The following is a 23,556-nucleotide window of genomic DNA, read 5'->3' on the forward strand; positions in this document are numbered from 1 at the left end:
CCTAGGGCCGGTCCCCCGCCGTCGCAGCCTCCCGGGCCGCCGCTTCGATGGTGGCGCAGTGCCCGGCCCACTCTTCCGGGGTCCGTTGGGAGAGGTTGGGGTCGCCGGGGCGCTGGCCGGCCGTCCGATCAATGAGTTCGCGCAGGATATCGGCATGGCCGAGGTGGTGGGCCGTTTCGACGCACATGTGCACCAGGATCTGCTGCAGGGTCACGTGCCGCCGCTCCCCCGCCCACCACGGGACCTCTCCGGGAGCGTCGAGCGGGAGTGCCTCGATCGTCGCATCGCTGTGGGCGGCCGAGAGCCGATGGAGTTCGATGATCTGTTCCCGCGTTTCGTCAGCGGCCACCCACAGATCGGCATCCGGTGCCGCGTCGTCGGCGAACCACGGCAGCTCCACTCCGCTGGGCCGGCCAAAGACATCGCCGAAGTAGCCGATTTCAACGCTTGCCACGTGCTTGACCAGACCCAGCAGGTTGGTCCCGGTCGGCGTCATCGGCCGGCGGACATCGTATTCGCTGAGCCCGTCGAGCTTTCCGAGCAGGTCGGCGCGCCGCGTGCGCAGGTAGCTGTGCAGAATCGCTTTGTCATCCATGACGCGCACTCTACCGAAGGATCGCGCGGGACCAGGTCACGTCAGCGCAGGAACCGCTCAGAATGACTTGGGGAGTGCGTGCGGGTTGACCGGACGGTCCTCGTCCAGGGAGGAGGGCTCCCTGGTGGCGTAGCTCCGCGCCCTGTTCAGCTCGCGGGAACGCCGGAACAGCCCGTAGCCGAGAAACCCGAGTCCGCTGGCGAGCAGCGCCAGCCCGAGGATGAAAAGGCCTGTCGCCCCGGCATCCGCCCTGCCGGACGCCACCTGAAACAGCGGCGTCGGCAGGACAAAGAGCGTAGCGGCCAGGGCCGCGCTTCCCACCGCGATCTGCCACGTTCCCTTGGACTTCATGGTTCCCCCTCCTTTGGTGTCTGCCAGGGTTCAGTAAACCGGTTGCCCGGCCAAAGCGGAAGACCAGGCAAGGTCTCGACGCAGGACGGGATGCGGAGGAGGATTAAATGGCAGTCACGATAAGGAGGTCTGTGATGTGCTATCAGTACAACAGGGAATTCCGGCGGGACATCAAGAAGGATGAAGCAAAGGAACCAAAAGAAACAACTGCGCGCCCGGAGCCCCGGGTTGAAGCGCCCGGCTTCAAGTTCTGGGCCTTCCCCCGCCGCAGCAGGGAATTTACGGTCGAGGAGCCGGCACAGACCGGCCGGACCCGCGAGAGGGTTTAGCCCGGAAACCAACGGAAGGCCCCTCCCCGAGGGGCCTTCCGCGCGACCAGCTCTCCTGCCTGCGGGCGAACCGACGAACGTGCGGGAGACTGGAAGTCCCCGACCACGAAGGCAGGACCACCTTGATCAGTCTCCAGCAGGACGCCGAAGGCTTCATCCGCATGAAGAGGCACTTCCCCGACAGCACCACCATTTCCGTCACCTTTAACGACGGTTCCTCGGAGGAGTTCTCCGGCCGGCAGCTCAACGCGATCTATGACGAGGCCACGGCCGTGTACCGGGCAGAGAATCATCTGGACGCCAAAGGATTCTCCCGGGCGCCGAAAAGGACGGTCCAGCCCGCGAACAAGATCGAGTTCGTCGCGGTGCACCCGGGCATGGGCAAATAGCCCTTCCGGAGACCCGTTGACACGACGAAACTCGCGGATTATTCTACAACCAAATGGTTGTAGATCAGCTGAGGGATGCCGACATTGACCGCCTGTTCCAGGCGTTCGCCGATGCCACCCGCCGGGACATCGTCACGCGGGTGACGGCCGCCGAGTATTCGGTGTCAGGTCTGGCGGAGCACTACGCCATGAGTTTCGCCGCCGTACAAAAGCATGTGGCGGTATTGGAGCGCGCCTCCCTCATCACGAAGGAGAAGCGCGGACGGGAGCAGATCGTGCGGGCCCACCACGATGGCCTACAACGAGCTCGGCGGCTGCTCGATGAGTACGAAACGATCTGGCGCCAGCGGGCTGACCGGATCGCCGAAATTCTCGCAGAGGGATAGGAAAGTTCCGTTATGACCGTTATCAGTTCGCAGAAGAACGCCGAGACCCTGAGCTTCACCGTCGTCGCCGAGTTCGACGCCGGCGTCGAGCGTGTCTGGCAGGTCTGGGAAGACCCGCGCCAGCTCGAGCGCTGGTGGGGGCCGCCCACCTGGCCCGCAACCTTCGACGGCCACGACTTCGTGTCCGGAGGAAGGGCCAGCTACTACATGACCGGACCCGACGGCGAGAGGAGCCGGGGCTGGTGGCGGTTCACCGCCATCGAGGCCCCACACCGCCTGGAGTTCGACGACGGTTTCGCCGACGAGAACGGCGATCCGATCCCCGCGATGGGCACGAGCCATGCCGTGATGAGGCTGGAGGCGGTGGGCAACCGCACTCGGATGACCATGGTGTCGACCTTTGACTCCGCAGACGCGCTGGAGAAGGTTCTCGCCATGGGCATGGAAGAAGGGATCAAGCAGGCCCTGGGCCAGATCGACGCCATCCTCGCCGGGTCCAACGTCCGCTGACCACCGCTGGCCCGTTGCGGATGTCGAACCCGCAAGGAAACACCCCCGCAGCTGCCTTCCCGGGCCGGTGCGGGGGTGTTTCCCGGGTCACTGCTGGCCCGGCGGGCTAGCCGGCGAGGATCTTCGCCTTTTGCGCCCCGAACTCCTGTTCCGTGAGAATGCCTTGCTCCTTCAGCGCCGCGAGCTCTTTGAGCTGCTGGATGGCGTCATTTGAGATTCCGCCGGCGGCGGGCGGGGGCGGGGCCGGTTGCTCGTAAACAGGTTGCTGCTGGGCCATCTGGGCGTCGTAGGCCTCCTGCTGCTTGGCCGCGGTCGCGGCATCCTTCTCGGCGAACTTGGAAGCCTGCCGGCGCTGGACACGGCCGCTGACGGCCGATGCCGTGCCGGCAACCACTGCTGTCCGGGCCATACCTCTAAGCAGTCCCATAACTTTTCTCCTCTCGCGTGGCGTCTTGTGGGTCAAGCAACGGGCGACTCGGCGTCGAGGGCCTCCAGCGCTGCCATCACGTCTGGGGCAGGGATCCGCGTGCTCGCGACGAGCTCGCCCCCGCTCTCGCGAACGGCCGCCACAAAAGGCGCCGCCCAGATGTTCTCGTAAACGATGAGCGCGGCGAGGCTCCCGGGGAGAATCGCATCTGCCGCTTCCGCGATTTCCTCGTCGCCGAGGATCCCTGAATGCGCGCCGTCGAAATACGAGAACGCCTCCGCAGGACCGCCTGGATCAGTGAGCTCAAGCACCTCGACGGCGCCTTCCTCGTTCTTCATGACGACGAGCAGATCGAAGAGCCTGATCACACCCTCCTCGACGAGCCGTATAAGTTCCTCACTCGCCCGGCCCGTCAGGCCCGCCATGGGGAACTCGAGGAGCACGAAGTCGACCGGCCCGTGGGCCTCGGTCTCCGGTGTGGTTGTCACTGGCATTCCTCCGTTCTGTTTCGAGCGCACTGTCCGGCGCGCTCGTACTAAGTCTGGACGTGCGCTGCTGGGCGGTAACCACCCCCGTCGGGTGATTCCCACGGCGGGCACGCCCTGCGCCCTGCCCGATGGCGGGCACATGTGATTCTCAGTTCAAGGTGTCCGTGGGACCACTACACCGCCAACGAGCGCCCGCCGCATCATCCCTTTCGGGTGAGCCCACGCGGGCGGCCGTGACTCTGCCGGCAGGCTGGCAACTGCTAGGTTCCGACGATCAGACCGGCGAGCTGGCGGGACCGGCTGACGAAGGGAGAATGGCTCGAAGCAAGGCTGATCGTGTTGGTGCACCGGCGGGACATGCGTTCCTGGAGGGCCGGACTGAGCGCCCTGTCCTGCTCGCTCAGGAGATACGTACTCTCGACGGTCTGCCACGCGATCCGGGCGGGCGTTCCACGCCCGTGACCGGGCTGCTGCGGCACCAACAACGCCGTGGCCCAGTTGCTCTGCGCCTGGGTGCAGTCGGCATACAGGACCTCCCGGGCCCGATCCTGACGGATGCTGCTCGTCCCGTCTTCATGGTGCTGCACGACGTCGTTAACCAGCGCCCCGGGGCCGCCCAGTTGCGCGCAGCTTTCAGCGGCTGCCGGCACAAATGCCGCAATGTAGAAGAGGTGGCGGACCCGCTCAAGGCCGGTGATGACGGACCCCCCGTAGGAATGTCCCACGACAACGGGCTCTGTCCCGCATCCGTCCACCGTCGCCTGCACTGCCGCGGTGTCTGCCGACAGGGAGCCGCGGTGCAGGCGAGGAACGTGGACCAGGACCCCCTGCCCTCGCAGATCGTCCGCCAACCGGTCGAAGTGCGCCGGCTGGTGCCACAACCCGTGCACCAGGACGACCTCCAGGTTCTGCATCATGCCCTCAGCCTAAGGTCCTGCAGGACTGTCCCCCGGCGGGCCGCGCGTGATCGTGGACCGGGCCGGGTCGCTAGCCCGGTGCTGGTGGCGGCGCGCGTAGGATCTGCACATGACGATTGACGAGTGGGAACGCCGGGTAGCCGACTTCTGGACGTCCTTCGAAGTATCACCGCGGGATGGAGCGGACATTGTTGACGAGCTCGACGCGCTCGCCGCCGCCTCCCCCGCGTCCGACGGGCGGGCACATTTCGAACGCGCCTGCATCCGCGATTCCACCGGACGGACCGCCGACGCCGTCGCGTTTTACGAGGCGGGGCTTGCCGCCGGGCTGGACCCCATCCGGCGAACCCGCGCCCAGGTGCAGATGGCCAGTTCGCAGCGGGCGCTTGGCCACACCGGCGAGGCCCTGGAAATTCTCTCCCGCGCCGATCCGCATGCGCTGGGCGGCGCACCCAGCGCCGTGAAGGCCCTGGCCCTCCGGGACGCCGGCCGGCACGACGAGGCCCTCCGCGTCGCGCTCGAAGCCCTTATCCCCCATCTGCCCCGGTATCAGCGTTCGATGGCGAACTACGCGCGGCTACTGACGGAAGGCTAACGCCCGGCATCGAAGGAAGCTCCGGACACGGCCGCTCGCCGTCCGGGGCGCCTTTGGACAAAATTCCGGCCGTTGGGTCCTGCGTCCGCGGCGTGTCCGTGCCAAAGTGCCCCCGGACCGCGGCCGCCCCGGCACATGCCCGGAAGAACTGCACGCGCAAACCTCCAGAGGGCAAAGAAAAAGCCTCCGGAACCTGTTGGTTCCGGAGGCTTCTCCAAGGGTGGCAGATGAGGGATTCGAACCCCCGTAGGCGTTGCCAGCTGATTTACAGTCAGCCCCCTTTGGCCGCTCGGGTAATCTGCCGAACTTCAAAAGAAGATCACTCGCGGCTGCCGTCTTCGGAACGCCTGTTTCCAGTTCGTTTCGCTTCCAGTAACCGCGGGCAAGACAACTTTACAGAACTTCCGCCGAAGAATCGAATCGGCGCTCTAGCGGTTCAAGAATGGGCCAAAAAGCCCGGAAATTCAGGCTTCCCCGAGGATGCGGCCCGCGAGTTTGGACTCGAACTTCGCGGCTTGCTCCTCGGTGATCTGGTTCAGCTGCACGGCGCGCGCCAGATCGGCGTGGACCCCGTCCAGCCTGGAGGAGGCGTCCGCGGCGGGGCTGAAGATGATCGAAGCCGCCAGCGTCGCCGCTGCCACGGACGTCGCGGCCGTCGCGAACCCGCCTGCGGCGGCTGCGGTGGAACGGATGACATAGCGGACGGCTTTGTGCTGCATGGGCTGGTACCTTTCAAGCGACTCTTCCAACTCCTGCAACTCTGCCCGGCGAAACTTCGTTTCCGCCCTGACTCAGCTATGAGCGGACTGTGAACGGGACAACGCCGGCCGACCTTCACAACCGGGGCATCCGTACTAGGCTGGATTGCAGACACTATGGCCCTTCACCGGGCACACCCCCAACCATCAGGAGGACAGTCATGGCAGGCGAATCCACATTCGACGTCGTCAGCAAGGTCGACAAGCAGGAAGTCGCCAACGCGCTGAACCAGGCGCAGAAGGAACTGGTCCAGCGCTACGACTTCAAGGGCGTCGGCGCCGAGGTCGATTTCAGCGGCGAGAAGATCCTTATGAAGGCAAACTCCGAGGAGCGCGTGCTCGCCGTCCTGGACGTACTGCAGTCTAAGCTCATCCGCCGCGGCATCTCCTTGAAGTCCCTCGACACCGGCGAACCCTACGCTTCCGGCAAGGAGTTCCGGCTCGAAGCCACCATCAAGGAGGGCATCGCGCAGGACCTCGCCAAGAAGATCAACAAGCTCATCCGCGACGAGGCCCCGAAGTCCGTCAAGTCGCAGATCCAGGGCGACGAGCTCCGCGTGACCTCCAAGTCCCGTGACGATCTCCAGGAGACCATGAACCTGCTGAAGGGCTTCGACGAGGCCGACCTGCAGTTCGTGAATTTCCGCAGCTAGCCACGTGTCCGCGGCGCAGAATTCCTGACGCTGCAGAACGACACTGCACAAAAGGGCTGTCGCACCGGGTTTACCCGGGTCGACAGCCCTTTTGCGCGTCTCTGGCCCGCTTCCGCGGCGCCACAGCAGGCGGACTAACTGAGCGGCCGGCCCGCCATCCGTTCCAGCCGGCCGATACGCTCGCTCATCGGCGGGTGCGTCGAGAACATCTTCGCGACGCCGCCGGCGCGGAACGGGTTCGCGATCATCAGGTGCGAGGCGTTGACCAGCCGCTGGTCCTGGGGCAGCGGCGCGAGCTGGACGCCCTGCTCGATCTTCCGCAGGGCGGAGGCGAGCGCAAGCGGGTCCCCCGTCAGTTTCGAACCGTCCTCGTCGGCGTCGAACTCCCTGGTCCGGGAGATGGCCATCTGGATCAGCGAGGCCGCAAACGGTGCCAGCAGCGCCATGGCGATCGCGGCGATCGGGTTGGCGTTGCGCCGGTCCCCGCCGCCGCCGAAAATCAGGAACATCTGCGCCACCGAGGTAATGACGCCGGCGACGGCGGCAGCGACGGAGGAGGTCAGGATGTCCCGGTTGTAGACGTGCATCAGCTCGTGGCCCAGCACGCCGCGGAGTTCCCGCGCGTCCAGCAGCCGGAGGATGCCCTCGGTGCAGCAGACGGCGGCGTTCTGCGGGTTCCGGCCGGTGGCGAAGGCATTCGGGGCCATCGTGGGCGACAGGTAGATCCGCGGCATCGGCTGCTGCGCCGTGGCGGAGAGCTCCCGGACAATCTGGTGGAGCTGGGGCGCCTCGGCCTCCGTCACGGGATAGGCCTGCATGGACCGGATTGCGATCTTGTCACTGTTCCAGTAGCCGTAGGCGGTGGTGGCGACGCCGACCAGGGCCATGATCCAGATCGGCGCGGAACTGCCCATGCTGGAGGCCATGAGCGCGCCGAGGCCCAGGAGCACTGCCCACAGCACTCCAAACAGGGCCGCGGTTTTCAGTCCGTTGTGATGCTGATGCACTGTTCCTCCAAGTCGTCCCGCTGTGGACCCACACCCGGAAAACGTTCCGCTACGGCACCGGGTTCCGCGCGTCGTACTTCAGGAAGCCCGACTGCCAGTGCGCCGCGGCCCAGGCGACCGCGATGCACAACAGGCCGCCCAGAAGCAGGACCCAGCCTTCACTCAGAATTTTAGTCCCACCGCCGGCCAGCATGTCCCCTACCCGTGGGCCGCCGGCCACCACCACGATGAAGACGCCCTGCAGCCGGCCGCGCAGGTGGTCGGGCGTGGAGGCCTGCAGGATCGTGGTGCGGAAAACGGCGCTGACCGAGTCGGCGATTCCGGCCAGCCCGCAGCACACGGCGGCGGGCAGCAGCCACCACGTCACGCCGTCGGCACCGGAATTGCCCGCCAGGACGACGACGAGGCCGAACCCGGCGATCGAGGCACCCCAGCCCATCACGGACCAGACGACGGCGGCCCCTTGCCGCCGGACGGCCCCCAGTGGCCCGGAGAAGAGGCCGGCCAGGAACGCGCCGACGGCAGTGGACGCGAGCAGGATCCCCACCGTCGTTTCGCCGCCGCCGATCATGACGGCGCCGATCGCGGGCAGCAGCGCCCTGGGCTGGGCGAAGATCATCGCGACGAGGTCGATGGTGAAGGTCATCCGTAGGTTGGGGCGCGTGCCGAGAAAGCGGAAGCCCTCGACGACGGACCGCAGCCCCGCCGGCCGCGCATGTTTCCCCGGCGGCATGGCCGGCAGCCTCAGCAGTGCCCACAGTGCGAAGGCGAAGGTGCCGACGTCGATCGTGTAGGTCCAGGCGAAGCCGACGGTGGCCACCAGCAACCCGGCCAGCAGCGGCCCTGCGGTCAGCGTGAGGCCAAAACTGATCATGCTCAGGGCGTTGGCGGCCGGAAGGAGTTCCTTGCGGACCAGCAGCGGGATGATGGCGCTGCGGGCCGGCTGGTTGATGGCCTGCGCGCCGCTCTGCACCGCGACCAGGACGTACAGCACCCAGACGTTCCCCAGCTGCAGCCATGCCTGCAGGGCGAGGCAGGCGGTGGTCAGCCACAGCACCGAAGAGGCCAGCAGCGCCACCTTGCGGCGGTCGTGGGCGTCAGCGATCGAGCCGCCCAGGAGGCCGCCGAACACCAAGGGGACGAGGGCGAAAATGCTTAACAGCCCGACGTAGAGGCTGTCCTGGGTGAGCCGGTAGACCTCCAGGCTCACGGCAACCAAGGTCAGCTGGCTGCCCAGGGCCGCGACGGCGGATCCCAGCCACAGGCGGCGGAATGCCGGACTCTCGCGCAAGGGCGTGATGTCCGCCAGATATTTCCCCACCCGGATACTCTAATGGGACGCATGGGCCTGATGAGACGCACGGGGCACGCTGGCCCCGGCCGCTTCGGAACTCCCCGGCAGCGACATTTTTCCGGGTTTTATTATGATCGACTCATAATAAGTGCTTGAATGGGTGCATGACGGATTCGACGGGCACCCACGGAGCATGGGCCGCGGCCCTGCGTGCCCACGGCCGCCGGGTGACGAAACAGCGGCTGGCGGTGCTGGCCGCCGTCGAACACCACCCGCATTCCCCCGCCGAACACATCCTCGCCACGGCCCGCAGGGATCTTCCCGAGCTGACCGCGCAGTCCGTCTATGTGGTCCTGAACGATCTGACCGACCTTCAGATGCTGCGCCGCTTTGAGCCGCCGCACTCCCCCGCCCTTTACGAGACGAGGGTGGGCGATAACCACCACCATGCCGTCTGCATCAGCTGCGGCCGGGTGGAGGACGTCGAATGCGCCGTCGGGCACGCTCCGTGCCTGACCCCGCACTGGGACGCGGGCTCCAAGCCGATGACCATCCAGATCGCGGACGTGCTGTACCAGGGCATCTGCCAGGACTGCCAGCGCACCCAACAACTTCCCGCCGAACGTAAATAAGCAGTAACAACAAATAGGAGAAAGATGACTCAGAACATCTCTGCGCCCGCAGTGTCCACGACACAGTCCGGTGCTCCGGTCACTTCCGATGCCCACTCGAAGTCCGTCGGTGCTGACGGCGCCATCATCCTCACCGACCACTACCTGATCGAAAAGCTGGCGCAGTTCAACCGCGAGCGCGTGCCGGAGCGCGTAGTGCACGCCAAGGGCGGCGGCGCGTTCGGTACGTTCAAGACCTCCGAAGACGTCTCGAAGTACACCAAGGCCGCGCTGTTCCAGCCGGGCACCGAGACCGAGATGCTCATCCGGTTCTCCTCCGTTGCCGGCGAGGCAGGCTCCCCCGACACCTGGCGGGACCCCCGCGGTTTCGCCGTGAAGTTCTACACCACCGAGGGCAACTATGACCTCGTCGGCAACAACACCCCGGTGTTCTTCATCCGCGACGGCATCAAGTTCCCGGACTTCATCCACTCGCAGAAGCGCCTGCCGGGCACGCACCTGCGCGACGCCGACATGCAGTGGGACTTCTGGACCCTGTCCCCCGAGTCCGCCCACCAGGTCACCTGGCTCATGGGCGACCGCGGCCTCCCGGCGTCGTGGCGTGAAATGCAGGGCTACGGCTCGCACACCTACCAGTGGATCAACGCCGAGGGCGAGCGCTTCTGGGTCAAGTACCACTTCAAGTCCAACCAGGGCGTCAAGTCCATGACCGGCGATGAGGCTGAAGCCCTGGCCGGCGCCGACGGCGACTTCTACATCCGCGACCTGCAGGAAAACATTGCCGCCGGCAACTTCCCGTCCTGGGACCTGCACGTCCAGGTCATGCCGTACGAAGACGCCAAGACGTACCGCTTCAACCCGTTCGACCTCACCAAGGTATGGCCGCACGCGGACTACCCGCTGATCAAGGTCGGCACCATGGAGCTGAACCGGAACCCGGAAAACTACTTCGCGCAGATCGAGCAGGCCGCCTTCGCGCCGTCGAACTTCGTGCCGGGCATCGCGGCTTCCCCGGACAAGATGCTGCAGGCCCGCATCTTCTCCTACGCGGACGCGCACCGCTACCGCGTGGGCACCAACCACGCCCAGCTGCCGGTCAACCTGCCCAAGAACCAGGTCAACAACTACAGCCAGGACGGCCAGGGGCGCTACCACTTCAACGCGCCCTCGGTTCCGGTGTACGCACCGAACTCCGTCGGCGGCCCCGCCGCTGTGGAGCCTGCGGTTGCAGGCGGCGGCTGGGAGAACGACGGCGAACTGACGCTCGCAGCGCACTCCCTGCACGCAGAGGACGGCGACTTCGGCCAGGCCGGCACGCTGTACCGCGAGGTCTACAACGACGGCGAGAAGGCCCGCCTGCTGGACACCGTCACCGGTGCCGTCAGCGGCGTCAAGGACGCCGGCATCAAGGAACGCGCCATCCAGTACTGGACCAACGTCGACGCCGAGTTCGGCGCCAAGCTGCGCGCCAACCTTGGTGCAGGCCAGGTCGAGTCCGACGCCGAGGCAGCCAACAAGGTCTGATTCCAGGCCGGGCCCCGGTTCACCCGTGGTTGCTTCGCTACGCCGAAACACCCCGTCACGCCATTGGCGCGGCGGGGTGTTTTGCGTCTTTCCACATACGGCGTGCGCTGCTCGCCGTAAAGCCCGCCCTGTCCCTAGGATGCATGCATGACCACCTTTGCAGGCATTCCCGACGCCGCCTTCGAGTTCTACGCGGAACTTGAGCACAACAACAACCGCGACTGGTGGCTGGAACACAAATCTACCTACGACTCCGCGGTCAAGGAACCCCTGGCCGGGCTGCTGGCACAGTTGGAGCCGGAGTTCGGCGAGGCCAAACTGTTCCGGCCCAACCGGGACATCCGGTTTTCCCTTGACAAGTCTCCCTACAAGACAGCCCAGGGAGCCTTTGCTGCCGTGGCCGAGGGCATGGGGTTCTACGTCCAGCTCGACGCCGACGGCCTGCTCATCGGCGGCGGGTATCACACGCACACTCCGGCGCAGCTGGCACGCTTCCGCAGCGCCGTGGACGCCCCCTCCAGCGGTGGAGTCCTGCAGCAGATCGTCGCGCAGGTCGCGGTACAGGGCTTCGCCGTCGAGGGCGAGACCCTGAAGACGGTTCCGCGGGGGTTCGCCAAGGACCATCCCCGCGCGGAACTGCTGAAGCACAAGTCGCTCGCCGCCGGAATGCACGTGGGACGGCCGGACTGGCTCTCAACACCGGAGGCGGCCCGGGAGGTGGCCAGTCGCTGGGAGGAACTGCGGCCCCTGGTCGAGTGGATCGGCCGCTACGCCGCGCCCTGAGATGGAGTGGTCGACCCGGGCCGGAGCCTGGCGGGGCGCGCCCGCCTGTTGCGCGGCATGGGCGCGCCGGATGGCTGCGCGGCATGGCTGCCCCGGATCAGATGTGCCGGGTCAGATGTGCCGGGTCAGATGTGCTCGCCGTCAGCGGCCAGCCGCCGGTCGAGGTTGTTGAAGAAGACCAGTAGCATCAGGTCAAAGGCCTTGCTGGCTTCCTCGGGCTGGTTGTTCACGACGAAGTCGAACTGCAGCCCGTAGAAGGCGGCAGTGAACAGTCGGGCGTCGGTGTCGGCGAACTCCTCGAGAATGCCTTGGAGCATCAGCCAGTCCCGGGCCTTCTCGTGCAACATCCTGAAATGTTCCTGCGCCGTTCCCCGCGGTGACGCAGCCACGATGTCCTGCGCCGTCGCCTCGAACTCGAGCCGGGCAAGGTGCCGATTGCGCTGTGCCATGGTCCAGCGCCAGGACTCCAAGAGGAACGCCCGCCAGGCTTCCCGGTCAATGTCCCGCACGTCGGTGGCGCGTATGCTGTCCAGCCGGGATTCGATGGTGCGGATGATCTCATTCACCAACTGCTCACGGTGGCCGAAGTGATAGACCAGCACATAGCTGCTGACGCCGAGACCTTCGGCCAGGCTCCGGAATGTGAGCTCTGCGAGGGTTTTGTCCATAAGGTAGTCCAGAATGGCGGCCAACAGCTCTGCCTTGCGTTCAGGTCGTGCTGGGCGGGCCATAAAACCATCATAGGGAGCGGGCCCGGTCCTCCGCGCCCGAGGCATCCCGGTCCGGACGACCAAACGCCGAAATCGCCGGAACCGTGCCAATTCGCCGGAAGGTTCCAGCGAATTCGCGCGTCTCCGGCGATTTCGAATTCTTAGGGGACGCAGGGACGGGCCGAGGATCCCGCCATTCGGGGTCCCAGCAAGGCGGCCCGGTTCCTGCCCCCAGCGAGGGCGGCGCCGGACCAGGACCGTCAAAGTTTCACGCCGGGCCAACCCTTCCGGCTGCCGCCCGGGGATGTCCCCGTTTGAAGTGCTGGCACATGGAATAATTATGGGATGGAAGCTAACCCTGCCGGGGCCCGGACACTTGAACGTGGACTAAGCCTGATAGACCATGTCGCGGCGGGAGCCCACCGGCTCGAGGACATTACGAAGGCTTCCGGACTGAGCCGTTCGGCCACCCACCGAATGCTGACATCGCTGGTGTCCGGCAAGTACCTGAGCCAGCAGCCGGACCACAGCTATCACCTGGGCATCAAGCTGTTGGAGCTCGGAACCAAGGCCGAAGCCAACATCAGCCTCCCCGACGCCGTCCAGAGCATCCTCGCGGGCATTGCCAAGACGACGCAGGACACCACCCATCTGGGCATTCTCAGCGGGGACGACGTCCTGTATCTGGCGAAAGCACGCGGCCACCGTGGCATCGAGATGGCTTCCCGGCCCGGTGCCCGGCTGCGGGCCCAGAATACGGCGATGGGCAAGGCGCTACTCGCCCAACTCAGTGACGACAATGCGGTCAAAGCATTCGACACTGCGGCCATCGCAACACCCCGCTCCATCCAGGACGTTGACTCTTTCCGCGCAGTCCTGAACCGGGCCCGCCGCGACGGCTTTGCCCTCGATGACCAGGAGAACGAGCTGGGCATCACGTGCGTTGCCATAGCCATCCCGGACTTGCTCGGTAATGTTGCAGCAGCCGTCTCCATCTCAGCCCCGAGTGTTTACATGACCCCCGAGCGAATCCAGTCGCTGGTAGACCTCCTGAAAGGCATGCAACCCGAGCTCAGCCGCTGCCTGCCGCCGGGATTCGAAAGGGCCTGGATCTAGCGCACCGGCGCAGACCCAGACCCTCTGTCAGTCCCAGCGCACCCATTCGGCGGTGGGAGCTGGGCTCAGCGGGACACCGGTTCCGTGGCGTCCAGCATCGCCAGCTCGTTCCGGCGCGGCATACCTTCCCAATCGCCCGGCACCAGGCAGGCAAAAGCTCCGGTGCGGACCGCCGTCAACAGCCGCACCTCCACGGGCACACCGGCCAAGAGCTCCGCTACGTAGCCCGCCACGAAGGCGTCGCCTGCCCCGACGGTATCGACCGGGTTGATCCGAACGGCATCCTGTTTGTATTCGCTGCCGTCAATCACCGCGGCGCAGCCCTGAACGCCACGTTTGATGACGACTTGGCCGGGTCCCAGGGCAGCAACGCGGCGGGCCAGTTCCAGAGAGTCCCCCGACTGCCCGACGGCAATCGCAGCCTCATCGTCGCCGGCAAAAACGACGTCGGCCTGCGCAATGAACCGCCTGAAGACCCCCCCGGCTTCCTCCGGACTCCATAACGCAGCCCGGTAGTTCAAGTCGAACGATACGAGGGCGCCGGCCTGGCGGGCGACGTCGAGAGCATACTGCGCGGCTTCAGCGGCCGAGCCTGAAAGGGCTGGCGTGATCCCGGTCAGGTGCAACAGCCTGGCGCTTCTGATCCTTTCGACCGGCACGTCCTCCGGGCTGAGCCTGGAACCCGCGCTTCCGGCTCTGTAGTACCAGACCTTGAGCTGGTCCAAGGTGCGACGTTCCTTGATCATGAGGCCCGTCGGCGCCGACGGGTCACGCACGGGATCGACCACAACTCCTTCGGCGGCGAGTTCCCGCAAGACGAGTTCGCCAAGGCTGTCGTCGCCCACCCGGCCTGCCCACGTTACTGACGTGCCGAGCCGGCTCAGGGCAATCGCGAAGTTGCTCTCTGAGCCGCCCATGCCCAAGCTGAGCGAGTGAACCTGGGCCAGCGGACCCGGCGTCTCGGCTTTCATCAGCCCCATGGTCTCGCCAAGAGTGACGACTTCGGTGTACGTCATCGGGTCCCCCTCGCCTGAACTGCTTCGGCCACGAGGGAACTCAGCTTCCCGGCACGGGCCGTCAAGCCTGCGAGATCCCCGCCGGTGAAGGCGTCCCTCAGCAGGGGTCCGCCAAGGCTGACGGCCAGGGCACCCGCCGCGATCCAGTCGGCCGCGTCGTCGACGCCGATTCCGCCCGACGGGATGACCTGCATGTGCGGGAAGGGGCCGCGCAGCTGCCCGAGGTATCCGGGTCCCACCGTGGAGGCAGGGAAAAGCTTCACAGCGGTTGCTCCAGCCTGCATGCCGGCGAGCAACTCCGTGGGCGTCAGGCCGCCCGGAAACACGGGCACCCCCGCCTGGACGGCGACGCGGACGACGTCGGTTACCATCGCCGGTGTGACGAGGTAGTCGGCCCCGCCTTCGAGCGCCCGGACTGCCTCTTCCTGGCAGGTGATGGTTCCGACGCCGATTTCGGCGTCAGCCCCGAACTCCTGCTTAAGCCCGGGAAGATGGTTGAAGACGCTATCGGTGCTGAGTGTCAGTTCAATGGACCGCACGCCGCCCTTGACAAGGGCGTCGATGACGGGGGCGTACTCGCTGGCATGCCGCGCGCGAAGCACCGCGACAACAGGGTGCGCCTGCAGAATAGCGGAGACTGGCGTGCGCTGAATCCCGCTCATCGGGCCAGCCATCCGCCGTCGACCGGCAACACCACGCCGTGGACGTAGTCCGCCGCGGCCGAAGCGAGAAAGACCACTGCCCCGGCGAGGTCTCCTCCTGTGCCCCAGCGTGCGGCCGGGATGCGGGCCGAAATCTGCTCGTTCCGCTGAGCGTCGGCAAGGAGTGCCTCGTTCATGTCGGTTGCGATGTAACCGGGTGCCACCGCGTTGACGTTGACGCCGCGGGGCGCCCACTCATTGCACAGGGCCTTGGTCAGCTGAGCTACGGCACCCTTGGATGCCGCGTAGGCCGGAACCCGCACCCCGCCTTGAAAGGTCAGGAGCGAGGCCAGGTTGATGATTTTCCCGTGGCCCCGTTCCACCATCGGTGTGCCAAAACCCTGGCAGAGCTGAAAAACGGCGCGGGCGTTTATCCCCATCACCCGGTCGAAGTCAGTGAGCGGAAAATCCGTCGCGTCGTGCCGAATCTGGGTCCCGGCGTTGTTGACCAGGATGTCGATCCGGTGGTCCCGGAGGGTGTCCGAGATGGCGGCCGCCACCGACTCCTCTTTTTCCAGATCCAGGGCAACGGCATCGGCGGTGACACCCCTTTCTTGGGCTGCCGCAGCCAGTTCCGGAGCCAAGGGGCCGCGCTGCAGTGCCACGACGTTCGCGCCGGCGCGGACCAGGCCCAGGGCGATGCCCAGACCGATCCCGCGCGAGGCTCCCGTCACGGCAGCGGTCTTCCCGCTCAGCCCAAAGGGGGATGTGAGTTGTGTATCGTTCATCGACTTTCCTGGGGTAGCGCGGCGGGTGCCACCGCGGGGCTGACAAGTACTTTGAGGACGCGGCCAGCGCTCATTGCCTGCTCGAACGCCGAGGCTGCGTCTTCCAGGGCGAACACTTGGGTGGGGACGCGGCCCAGTCCCAGCTCGCCGCCTTCGATCAGGGCAACCGCCCGCTCCACGGCAGCGCGGGTGTAGACGCGCACCCCTACGAGCGTGTTCTCCGCGAAGGTGATCGCTTGGAGGTCGAGTTCCACCGGTTTCTTGTAAACCCCCACCAGGACGATCGTGCCGCGGACCCGCACGGCCTTGGGGAGCATGGCCGCCACGGATGGGTGGGCAGCCGAGTCGAACACTATGTCTGCGCCGTCCCCCCTGGTGGCCGCAACGATTGCCTGCACCGGGTCCTCGCCGGGGCCGACAGTAGCGAAACCCAGCTCCTCGGCCACCTTCCGCCGGGCCTCGGACGGTTCCGAAATCAGGATGCTCCCGGCACCCTGATGGCGTGCCACCAAAGCTGTCAGGAGGCCTATCGGGCCCGCACCGAAGACCACCACCCGCTCTCCGCCGGCGAGGCCGGACCGGGACACCGCATGCACAGCCACGGCGAGCGGCTCTGCGAGGGCAGCTTCCTGCAAGGGCACGGTCTCACTGATGGGGATGAGCGCTGACGCCGGAAGTGCCACGAATTCCGCCAGCGAACCGGCGACGTCGATGCCGAACAGCTTCAGCGCGCGGCAGACATGGGTATCCCCGCCGCTGCAAGGATGGCATTCGCCGCAGTGGATGAGGGGCTCGACGGTGACGCGGGTCCCGGCGCCTGGGCCGCCGTCGCCCGCTACCTCAACGACTCCGGTAATCTCGTGCCCCATGACAAGTGGCGCCTCGGCCCGCGGATGCCCGCCGTGCAGGATCGAAAAGTCGGTCCCGCACAGTCCCGTCATCTCACTCCGGACCAGCGCCCAGCCGTCGGGAACCTCCGGGAGGGCAATATTGCGGGTCTCGATGGTGTCCGGCGCCGTCCAGACGGCCGCGCGCATTGTGGCCCTTTCCGTTTCCAGCTTCGTTGCCAGGCTCATACCAGGACCCCCGCATTGAGGATGTTCCGGGGGGTGCGGCCGGCACACACCTCAATAACGTTCTCCAGCGTGCGCCGCTTCAGCTCCGCATAGGATTCCTCGCTGTACCAGGCTGCATGGGGCGTCAGGACGGCGTTTTCGCATTCGATCAGCGGGCTGTCCAGCGGCAGCGGCTCCTCTTCGAAAACATCGAGTCCGGCGCCGTAGAGCTGGCCGCCGGCCAGGGCGTCGGCCACGGCTGCGGTGTCCACCACTCCTCCACGGCAGGTGTTGACGAGTACTGCGCCGCGCTTCATCCGGGCGAGCACGTCGGCGTTGATCAGGTGGTGAGTGTGCCGGTTGAGCGGCACGTGGAGGGATACAACATCGGCGCGGACAATCAATTCATCAAACCCGACGACGGCAATCCCGTCCGCCGTCGTCGTGCCTTCCTCTTCCAGCGGGTCGAAGCCGATGACTTCGTAGCCGAGACCCTGCGCCTTTCGGCCGGTGGCCGAGCCGATGAGGCCCAGTCCAACCACGCCGAACACCCTGGTGGACATGCGGTGCAGTGGCTGCACGGGCAAGAGCGACGACTCGCCGCGGCGCACGCCGCGGTCCAGCCGGACGATTCCCCTCGCCAGGCTGACCGCGAGCGCAATTGCGTGGTCGCTGACGTCTTCTGTGCCATAGTCCGGCACATTGCAGACCGCGACGCCGCGGGTTGTCGCTGCCGTGACGTCGAGGGTGTCCACCCCCACGCCGTAACGGCCAATCGCCCTGAGTTCAGGCAGCGCGGCGAGCACACGGTCCGTGACAGGTGCGTACTGCACGACGATTCCGTCGGCACCGTCGGCGGCAGCGATGACCTCGTCTTCGGTCCGGCACTGGGCCAGGACGAGTTCCACTCCGGCGGCGGAGGCCACCTCCTGTTCAATGGCGATGGAGTCGTGGTCGCAGTCGGTGATGACAATACGGGTGGGGGCAGATGGCATTACTTCGCGTCCTCTTCTACGAGCAGGTCACGATCCACGGTTTCCGGTGCCTTGATGGTGGTGAACAGGCTGATGCCCATCATCGCCATCATGTAGATGGCAACGGGGAACCAGGATCCGCTGAAGGCCGTCACAAGCGCGGAACATATGAGCGGTGCGATGCCGCCGCCGAAGACCGAAGAGAACTCACGGCCCAAGGCGACGCCGGCATAGCGGTACCGCGAGCCGAAGAGCTCCGGGAAGTACGCCGCCTGGACGCCCACGGATCCCTGCGCGGCGAAGATGAAGCCGAGGACGATCACGAGCGAGATCAGGAACAGGTTTCCGGTGTTCAGAAGCATGAATGCGGGAATCGGAAAAACGAACAGGAACGCCGTCACGATGAGGTACATCCTGCGGCGGCCGAAGCGGTCTGACATGGTGCCGAAAGCGTAGGCGGAGACGCAAGCGAAGAGTGCACCGACCAACAGCACCTTCGGGATGAAGGTCGCGTCGATTTTGAGCTGGGAAATGAGGTAGGAGCCCAGGAAGACCTGGAAGATGTAGGAGTGCGCATTGGCGCCGACGTTCATGAAGAAAACTCGGACCAAGCCCTTGCGGCCGTTCTTGACCACATCGGCAACCGGTGTTGCCCGAATCGCCCCCTCGATATCCTCCTTCATTTCTTCAAAAACCGGTGATTCCTTGAGCTTGCGGCGAATAACGTATGCGGCAATAGTTACGAAGATCGAGGAGAAGAAGACCAGGCGCCAGCCATAGGCCTCAAGGGCTTCGCGGGGCATCATCTGCACCAGGATCCAGACAACGGCACCAAGGGCTGTGCCCGCTGCGGCACCGACGAAGACGAGCGAGGCATAGCGTCCGCGGGCGCCCTTGGGTGCAGTCTCAGCAATCAGCACGACGCCGCCGGCTTGCTCGGCCCCTGCGCCGAAGCCTTGCAGGAAGCGGCAGGCGACCAGCAGCACGGGGGCCCAAATACCGACCTGCTCAAAGGTCGGCAGCAAGCCGATGGCGAACGTGGCGATGCCCATTAGGAACAGCGTGGCCACGAGGACCCACTTGCGTCCCAGCCGGTCACCGTATTTGGAGAAGAAGAGACCGCCGAGGGGCCGGGCGCCGAAACCGACGGCGTAGGCGCCGAAGGCGGCGATAATGCCGATTGCCGGGTCCACGTTCGGGAAGAAGATCCTGTTGAAGATGATCGCCGAGGCGGTCCCGTAGATCACAAAGTCGTATTGCTCGAGGGCCGTGCCGATGAGGCCGGCCCAGGCGGCCCGGCGGACGGGGCCCTTGTCTGCGGGCGCGTGGCCCGGCTCAGTGTCACGGCCGTCAACGGTCGTCGACGTACTGCGAACAACATCGTTCTCAGTCACAGTTCACCAATCTCTCTGGGTGCACTACGCACCAACTTTTCGATTATCGGGATGACATCCCGAAAACTTCAAGGTTGACTATATAGCTACCGAGAGCCGGATCACAATAGATCTGACTTAAAGAATGGATAGTGGCAGTGAAGGTGGTCAGCGCAAACGAAAGCGCCCGCCGATCCGGGGATCAACGGGCGCGTCGGTTGGCAGTGGCGGCGACGCCAGCCGCAATGGCGACGCGGGGTCACTTACGGTCCGTCCGACGGGGCGGTACGGACCGTAAGTGACCCCGCGTTGCGGTCAGGAGCGGGGGTGTGTGCCCAAACTCGCGTTGGCGTCTGCGTCTGCCCCGGAGTCGGTTGCGGAGTTTGCCGCTGCCGGTTCCTTGGCGGCGCTCTTGCCGCCGGGGCCGTTGACGGAGGCCTTGGCCTCGGCGAACTTCTCGTTCAGTCTGGAGTGCCGCTGGCCGTAGGAGAAGTAGATGGCCACGCCGATCACGAGCCAGATGGCGAAGAAGATCCACGTCTCAACAGCGAGGTTCGTCATAAGGTACAGGCACAGGATGGCGGAAGCGATCGGCAGCACCTTGCCGAACGGCACCCGGAACGCGGGCTTCAGGTCCGGGCGCTTCTTCCGCAGCACCAGGACGCCGATGCTCACCGTCACGAATGCGGAGAGCGTGCCGATGTTGATCATCTCTTCCAGCAGGTCCACGTTGGTGAGCCCGGCGACAACCGCCACGGCCGCGCCGCAGATGATCTGGAGCCGGACCGGCGTCGCGCGGATGGTGCTGGTCTTGGACAGCGAGCGCGGCAGCAGGCCGTCGCGGCTCATGGCCAGCACCACGCGGGAGAGGCCCATCAGCAGCACCATGATCACGGTGGTCAGGCCCACGAGGGAGCCGAAGGCGATGATCTTGGCGGCGTCGGTGTTGCCTACGGCCTCGAACGCCGTGGTGAGGGTCGGGTTCTCGGCCTCGGCAAGCTCGGTGTAGGACACCATGCCGGTCAGCGCCAGGGACACCAGGATGTAGAGTACCGTGACGACGGCCAGGCCGCCGAAGATGCCGCGGGGCAGCGTCTTCTGGGGGTTCTTGACTTCCTCGGCCGACGTGGCCACGACGTCGAAGCCAATGAAGGCGAAGAAGACGAGGGCGGCTCCAGCAAAGATGCCCAGCGTGCCGTACTGCGCCGGGGCAGCGCCGGTGAGGAAGGCAAAGAAGGACTGCTTCATCACATCGGCGGCGCCGGTGCCGCCGGTGGGCACTGACGTCGGAACGAACGGAGCGTAGTTCTCGAACTTCACGTACGTGAAGCCCACCACGATCACAAAGACCACAACGGCGATCTTGATCAGCGTGAAGACGTTGCCGACGCGGGCGGACAGCTTCGTCCCCAGCACCAGCAGCACCGTAAACACCGAAACGATCAGGAAGGCGCCCCAGTACAGGTCCACACCGCCCAGGGAGATCGACGGCGGGATGTCGACCCCCATCAACGCGAACACCTTGCTGAGGTAGATGCCCCAGTACTTGGCGATCACAGCACCGGCGGTGAACAGCTCGAGGATAAGGTTCCACCCGATGATCCAGGCCAGCAGCTCGCCCATGGTGGCGTAGGTAAAGACGTACGCGGAGCCGGCAACGGGAATCGCGGTGGCGAACTCGGCGTAGCACATGATCGCCAGCGCACACGTGACAGCGGCAATGGCGAAGGAGAGGGTCACGGCCGGGCCGGCGAAGTTCGCTGCGGCCTTGGCACCGACCGAGAAGATCCCGGCGCCGACGGCAACGGCGACGCCCATGATCATCAAGTCCCAGGAGCTGAGCGAGCGCTTCAGCTTGCGTCCGGGTTCATCGGCGTCCGACATGGACTGCTCGATCGATTTGGTCCGGAATAAGTTCATAGGAAAGTCCACAATCTCGGTAACTTGTTGGAAACAGACCTATCTATCGTAGTGTCCATCCACTGGACGGCCAGATTTGTCCCACATAGTGAGACACAAAAGCGGGCTGCGCAGGTTCCCCCGCACAGCCCGCCCGCGCTTTTCCGGCGCCGTTTCAGACCGGCCAATCCATCAGCGTGGACCGGATCAGGAACCGCTTTCCCTCGGGAGCTTCCACCGAGAAACCGCTCCCCCGTCCCGGAACCACGTCTACGGTGAGGTGGGTGTGGCTCCAGTAATTGAATTGTTCCTTCGACATCCAGAAGTCAATCGGCTGTGGCTGCAGGCCGTCGGAAATGTCGAACAGGCCCAGCTGAACGTCCGAGTCCCCGGTGATGAACTCCCCTGCCGGGTAGCACATGGGCGAGGACCCGTCGCAGCAGCCGCCGGACTGATGAAACATCAGGGGTCCGTGCTGCAGCCAGAGCTTGCGCAGCAGTGCCACCGCCTCCGCGGTGAGCGCCACCCGGGAGAAATCCTCGCCGGGGCGGGTCACCGCCGCATGAAGCTTTGCGTTATGCATCAGCGTCTTTCCTTCCTAGGAGCCGCAGGGCGACGCGGCCGGTTGCGGGCCGGTGCCGTTCCGTGTCGGTGCACAAATGGTGCGGGCGGGGCGGACCAGTCCTGATCCGCCCCGCCCGGGTGTGTTGCGGCCTAGAAGAAGCCGAGCTTGTTCTCGTTGTAGCTGACCAGGAGGTTCTTGGTCTGCTGATAGTGGTCCAGCATCATCGAGTGGTTCTCGCGGCCGATGCCGGAGGACTTGTAGCCGCCGAACGCAGCGCCCGCCGGGTAGGCGTGGTAGTTGTTCACCCACACGCGGCCGGCCTGGATCTCGCGGCCGGCACGGTAGGCGACGTTGCCGTTGCGGGACCAGACTCCGGCGCCGAGGCCGTAGAGGGTGTCGTTGGCGATGCCCATGGCGTCGTTGTAGTCGCTGAAGCGCGTCACGGACACCACCGGGCCGAAGATTTCCTCCTGGAAGATCCGCATCTTGTTGTGGCCTTCGAAGATGGTCGGCTGGACGTAGTAGCCGCCGGCCAGGTCTCCGGGCAATTCCGCCCGGGCGCCGCCGGTGAGCACCTTGGCGCCCTCCTGCTTTCCGATGTCGATGTAGGAGAGGATCTTTTCGAGCTGGTCGTTAGAGGCCTGGGCGCCGAGCTGGGTTTCCGTGTCCAGCGGGTTGCCCTGGATGATCTTCTCCACACGGGCTACGGCGTCGGCCATAAAGGAATCGTAGATGTCCTCCTGGATCAAGGCCCGGGAGGGGCAGGTGCACACTTCACCCTGGTTGAAGGCAAAGAGCGTGAAGCCTTCCTGGGCCTTGTCGTAGAACGCGTCGTCAGTGTTGTCCGCGACGTCGTTGAAGAAGATGTTGGGGCTCTTGCCGCCCAGCTCCAGCGTGACCGGGATCAGGTTCTGGCTGGCGTACTGGCTGATCAGGCGGCCGGTGGAGGTCTCGCCGGTGAAGGCGATCTTGCGGATGCGGGGGCTGGAGGCGAGCGGCTTGCCGGCCTCGACGCCGAAGCCGTTGACCACGTTGAGGACGCCGGCCGGCAGCAGGTCGCCGATGAGCTCCATCAGGACCATGATCGAGGACGGGGTCTGCTCGGCCGGCTTCAGCACGACGGCGTTGCCGGCGGCAAGGGCCGGGGCAAGCTTCCAGACGGCCATCAGGATGGGGAAGTTCCAGGGGATGATCTGGCCGACGACGCCGAGCGGCTCGTGGTAGTGGTAGGCCGTGGTGTCGTCGTCGAGCTGGGACAGCCGTCCCTCCTGGGCGCGGACGGCGGAGGCGAAGTAGCGGAAGTGGTCGGCGGCGAGGGGGATGTCCGCGTTGAGGGTTTCGCGGATCGGCTTGCCGTTGTCCCAGGATTCGGCGACGGCGAGCATTTCGAGGTTCTCGTCGATCCGGTCGGCGATCTTGTTCAGGATGGCTGCGCGCTCGGCCACCGAGGTCTTGCCCCAGGACGGTGCAACCTTGTGGGCGGCGTCCAGCGCCAGCTCAATGTCCTCGGCGGTGCCGCGGGCGACCTCACAGAAGACCTTGCCGGTGACGGGGGTGATGTTCTCGAAGTACTGGCCCTTGACCGGGGCGACCCATTCGCCGCCGATCCAGTTCTCGTAGCGGTCCTTGAAGGTGACCTTCGAGCCCTCGGTACCGGGCTGTGCATAGACAGTCATTGCAGCTCCTTTGCTGTGCAAGATTGATGGCGGCCAGATGTCGGCGCCGCCGTTGCGTTCAGCCTAGGAGCAAGGAGGTTGCAGTCAGGTTGCAACCGGAGTGAC

General features: G+C 65.7%; 28 protein-coding genes and 1 tRNA gene. 10 read left to right on the forward strand and 19 right to left on the reverse strand.

Going from position 1 to position 23,556, the window contains the following annotated elements; genetic code table 11:
• Position 1: 1 nt before the first annotated feature.
• Both LDO13_RS14310 and LDO13_RS14315 read right to left on the reverse strand, forming a co-directional pair.
• Positions 2-595, reverse strand: coding sequence for a DinB family protein (locus LDO13_RS14310; protein WP_224047354.1), 594 nt, complete (start codon positions 593-595; stop codon positions 2-4).
• 57 nt (positions 596-652) lie between these two features.
• Positions 653-946, reverse strand: coding sequence for a hypothetical protein (locus tag LDO13_RS14315; protein WP_224047355.1), 294 nt, complete (start codon positions 944-946; stop codon positions 653-655).
• A 107-nt stretch (positions 947-1,053) separates the two neighbouring features.
• On the opposite strand from LDO13_RS14315, the gene LDO13_RS14320 reads away from it, so the two are divergent.
• The 4 genes from LDO13_RS14320 to LDO13_RS14335 all read left to right on the forward strand — a co-directional run bounded on the left by LDO13_RS14320 (position 1,054) and on the right by LDO13_RS14335 (position 2,560).
• Complete coding sequence (locus LDO13_RS14320; RefSeq protein WP_224047356.1) at positions 1,054-1,275, forward strand: hypothetical protein; 222 nt, start codon at positions 1,054-1,056, stop codon at positions 1,273-1,275.
• Positions 1,276-1,397: 122 nt separating this feature from the next.
• The gene (locus tag LDO13_RS14325; protein WP_224047357.1) at positions 1,398-1,664 is read left to right on the forward strand and encodes a hypothetical protein; all 267 of its coding nucleotides are present in this window, start codon (positions 1,398-1,400) and stop codon (positions 1,662-1,664) included.
• Positions 1,665-1,717: 53 nt separating this feature from the next.
• Positions 1,718-2,050, forward strand: a complete 333-nt coding sequence (locus LDO13_RS14330; protein WP_224047358.1) for a metalloregulator ArsR/SmtB family transcription factor — start codon at positions 1,718-1,720, stop codon at positions 2,048-2,050.
• A gap of 12 nt (positions 2,051-2,062) precedes the next feature.
• Entirely contained in the window at positions 2,063-2,560 is a 498-nt protein-coding gene (locus LDO13_RS14335) for an SRPBCC domain-containing protein (protein ID WP_224047359.1), read from the forward strand.
• 106 nt (positions 2,561-2,666) lie between these two features.
• On the opposite strand, the gene LDO13_RS14340 is transcribed toward LDO13_RS14335, so the two are convergent.
• From LDO13_RS14340 to LDO13_RS14350, 3 genes are all read right to left on the reverse strand, one after another.
• Complete coding sequence (locus tag LDO13_RS14340; protein ID WP_224047360.1) at positions 2,667-2,987, reverse strand: SHOCT domain-containing protein; 321 nt, start codon at positions 2,985-2,987, stop codon at positions 2,667-2,669.
• A 32-nt stretch (positions 2,988-3,019) separates the two neighbouring features.
• Complete coding sequence (locus LDO13_RS14345) at positions 3,020-3,475, reverse strand: DUF6325 family protein (protein ID WP_224047361.1); 456 nt, start codon at positions 3,473-3,475, stop codon at positions 3,020-3,022.
• 260 nt (positions 3,476-3,735) lie between these two features.
• Complete coding sequence (locus LDO13_RS14350; RefSeq protein WP_224047362.1) at positions 3,736-4,392, reverse strand: alpha/beta hydrolase; 657 nt, start codon at positions 4,390-4,392, stop codon at positions 3,736-3,738.
• Positions 4,393-4,501: 109 nt separating this feature from the next.
• Here LDO13_RS14350 and LDO13_RS14355 point away from each other — a divergent pair, with 109 nt between their 5' ends.
• Positions 4,502-4,987, forward strand: coding sequence for a tetratricopeptide repeat protein (locus LDO13_RS14355; protein ID WP_224047363.1), 486 nt, complete (start codon positions 4,502-4,504; stop codon positions 4,985-4,987).
• 221 nt (positions 4,988-5,208) lie between these two features.
• Here the strand turns inward: LDO13_RS14355 and LDO13_RS14360 are convergent.
• Together LDO13_RS14360 and LDO13_RS14365 are read right to left on the reverse strand one after the other, a co-directional pair.
• Positions 5,209-5,290: transfer RNA gene (locus LDO13_RS14360), tRNA-Tyr, on the reverse strand.
• 161 nt (positions 5,291-5,451) lie between these two features.
• Entirely contained in the window at positions 5,452-5,706 is a 255-nt protein-coding gene (locus LDO13_RS14365; protein ID WP_224047364.1) for a hypothetical protein, read from the reverse strand.
• A 200-nt stretch (positions 5,707-5,906) separates the two neighbouring features.
• On the opposite strand from LDO13_RS14365, the gene LDO13_RS14370 reads away from it, so the two are divergent.
• A complete protein-coding gene (locus LDO13_RS14370) occupies positions 5,907-6,398 on the forward strand; it encodes a YajQ family cyclic di-GMP-binding protein (RefSeq protein WP_224047365.1) in 492 nt (163 codons plus the stop codon).
• Positions 6,399-6,532: 134 nt separating this feature from the next.
• Here the strand turns inward: LDO13_RS14370 and htpX are convergent, their stop codons facing one another.
• Together htpX and LDO13_RS14380 are read right to left on the reverse strand one after the other, a co-directional pair.
• Entirely contained in the window at positions 6,533-7,405 is an 873-nt protein-coding gene (gene htpX, locus LDO13_RS14375) for a zinc metalloprotease HtpX (RefSeq protein ID WP_224047366.1), read from the reverse strand.
• Between the two features lie 49 nt (positions 7,406-7,454).
• Positions 7,455-8,726, reverse strand: coding sequence for an MFS transporter (locus LDO13_RS14380; RefSeq protein ID WP_224047367.1), 1,272 nt, complete (start codon positions 8,724-8,726; stop codon positions 7,455-7,457).
• Between the two features lie 137 nt (positions 8,727-8,863).
• Here LDO13_RS14380 and LDO13_RS14385 point away from each other — a divergent pair, with 137 nt between their 5' ends.
• From LDO13_RS14385 to LDO13_RS14395, 3 genes are all read left to right on the forward strand, one after another.
• A complete protein-coding gene (locus tag LDO13_RS14385) occupies positions 8,864-9,331 on the forward strand; it encodes a Fur family transcriptional regulator (protein ID WP_224047368.1) in 468 nt (155 codons plus the stop codon).
• Between the two features lie 24 nt (positions 9,332-9,355).
• Positions 9,356-10,855: a catalase gene (locus LDO13_RS14390; protein WP_224047369.1), complete on the forward strand. Its 1,500-nt coding sequence runs from the start codon at positions 9,356-9,358 to the stop codon at positions 10,853-10,855.
• 147 nt (positions 10,856-11,002) lie between these two features.
• Positions 11,003-11,638 carry a DUF2461 domain-containing protein gene (locus tag LDO13_RS14395; RefSeq protein ID WP_224047370.1) on the forward strand — a complete coding sequence of 212 codons (636 nt, stop codon included), beginning with the start codon at positions 11,003-11,005 and terminating at the stop codon, positions 11,636-11,638.
• A gap of 125 nt (positions 11,639-11,763) precedes the next feature.
• Here LDO13_RS14395 and LDO13_RS14400 read toward each other — a convergent pair whose 3' ends face one another.
• Entirely contained in the window at positions 11,764-12,369 is a 606-nt protein-coding gene (locus LDO13_RS14400; RefSeq protein ID WP_224047371.1) for a TetR/AcrR family transcriptional regulator, read from the reverse strand.
• A 324-nt stretch (positions 12,370-12,693) separates the two neighbouring features.
• Here LDO13_RS14400 and LDO13_RS14405 point away from each other — a divergent pair, with 324 nt between their 5' ends.
• Complete coding sequence (locus LDO13_RS14405) at positions 12,694-13,464, forward strand: IclR family transcriptional regulator (protein WP_224047372.1); 771 nt, start codon at positions 12,694-12,696, stop codon at positions 13,462-13,464.
• A 65-nt stretch (positions 13,465-13,529) separates the two neighbouring features.
• On the opposite strand, the gene LDO13_RS14410 is transcribed toward LDO13_RS14405, so the two are convergent.
• From LDO13_RS14410 to LDO13_RS14450, 9 genes are all read right to left on the reverse strand, one after another.
• A complete protein-coding gene (locus LDO13_RS14410; RefSeq protein ID WP_224047373.1) occupies positions 13,530-14,480 on the reverse strand; it encodes a sugar kinase in 951 nt (316 codons plus the stop codon).
• Complete coding sequence (locus tag LDO13_RS14415; protein ID WP_224047374.1) at positions 14,477-15,142, reverse strand: bifunctional 4-hydroxy-2-oxoglutarate aldolase/2-dehydro-3-deoxy-phosphogluconate aldolase; 666 nt, start codon at positions 15,140-15,142, stop codon at positions 14,477-14,479. The genes LDO13_RS14410 and LDO13_RS14415 overlap by 4 nt, the downstream gene beginning before the upstream one ends.
• Complete coding sequence (locus tag LDO13_RS14420) at positions 15,139-15,909, reverse strand: SDR family oxidoreductase (RefSeq protein ID WP_224047375.1); 771 nt, start codon at positions 15,907-15,909, stop codon at positions 15,139-15,141. The genes LDO13_RS14415 and LDO13_RS14420 overlap by 4 nt, the downstream gene beginning before the upstream one ends.
• Positions 15,906-16,985 (reverse strand): alcohol dehydrogenase catalytic domain-containing protein, encoded by a 1,080-nt coding sequence (locus tag LDO13_RS14425; RefSeq protein ID WP_224047376.1) that lies wholly within the window; start codon positions 16,983-16,985, stop codon positions 15,906-15,908. The genes LDO13_RS14420 and LDO13_RS14425 overlap by 4 nt, the downstream gene beginning before the upstream one ends.
• Positions 16,982-17,959 (reverse strand): C-terminal binding protein, encoded by a 978-nt coding sequence (locus tag LDO13_RS14430; protein WP_224047377.1) that lies wholly within the window; start codon positions 17,957-17,959, stop codon positions 16,982-16,984. Before LDO13_RS14430 ends, LDO13_RS14425 begins: the two co-directional genes overlap by 4 nt.
• Positions 17,959-19,332, reverse strand: coding sequence for an MFS transporter (locus tag LDO13_RS14435; protein ID WP_224047378.1), 1,374 nt, complete (start codon positions 19,330-19,332; stop codon positions 17,959-17,961). Before LDO13_RS14435 ends, LDO13_RS14430 begins: the two co-directional genes overlap by 1 nt.
• Before the next feature lie 294 nt (positions 19,333-19,626).
• Positions 19,627-21,231, reverse strand: a complete 1,605-nt coding sequence (locus LDO13_RS14440; RefSeq protein ID WP_224047379.1) for an amino acid permease — start codon at positions 21,229-21,231, stop codon at positions 19,627-19,629.
• A gap of 154 nt (positions 21,232-21,385) precedes the next feature.
• Positions 21,386-21,793, reverse strand: coding sequence for a DUF779 domain-containing protein (locus LDO13_RS14445; protein WP_224047380.1), 408 nt, complete (start codon positions 21,791-21,793; stop codon positions 21,386-21,388).
• 131 nt (positions 21,794-21,924) lie between these two features.
• The gene (locus LDO13_RS14450) at positions 21,925-23,451 is read right to left on the reverse strand and encodes an aldehyde dehydrogenase family protein (protein ID WP_224047381.1); all 1,527 of its coding nucleotides are present in this window, start codon (positions 23,449-23,451) and stop codon (positions 21,925-21,927) included.
• Positions 23,452-23,556: the final 105 nt, after the last annotated feature.

This window comes from Arthrobacter sp. NicSoilB4, from assembly GCF_019977335.1.
Lineage (GTDB): Bacteria > Actinomycetota > Actinomycetes > Actinomycetales > Micrococcaceae > Arthrobacter.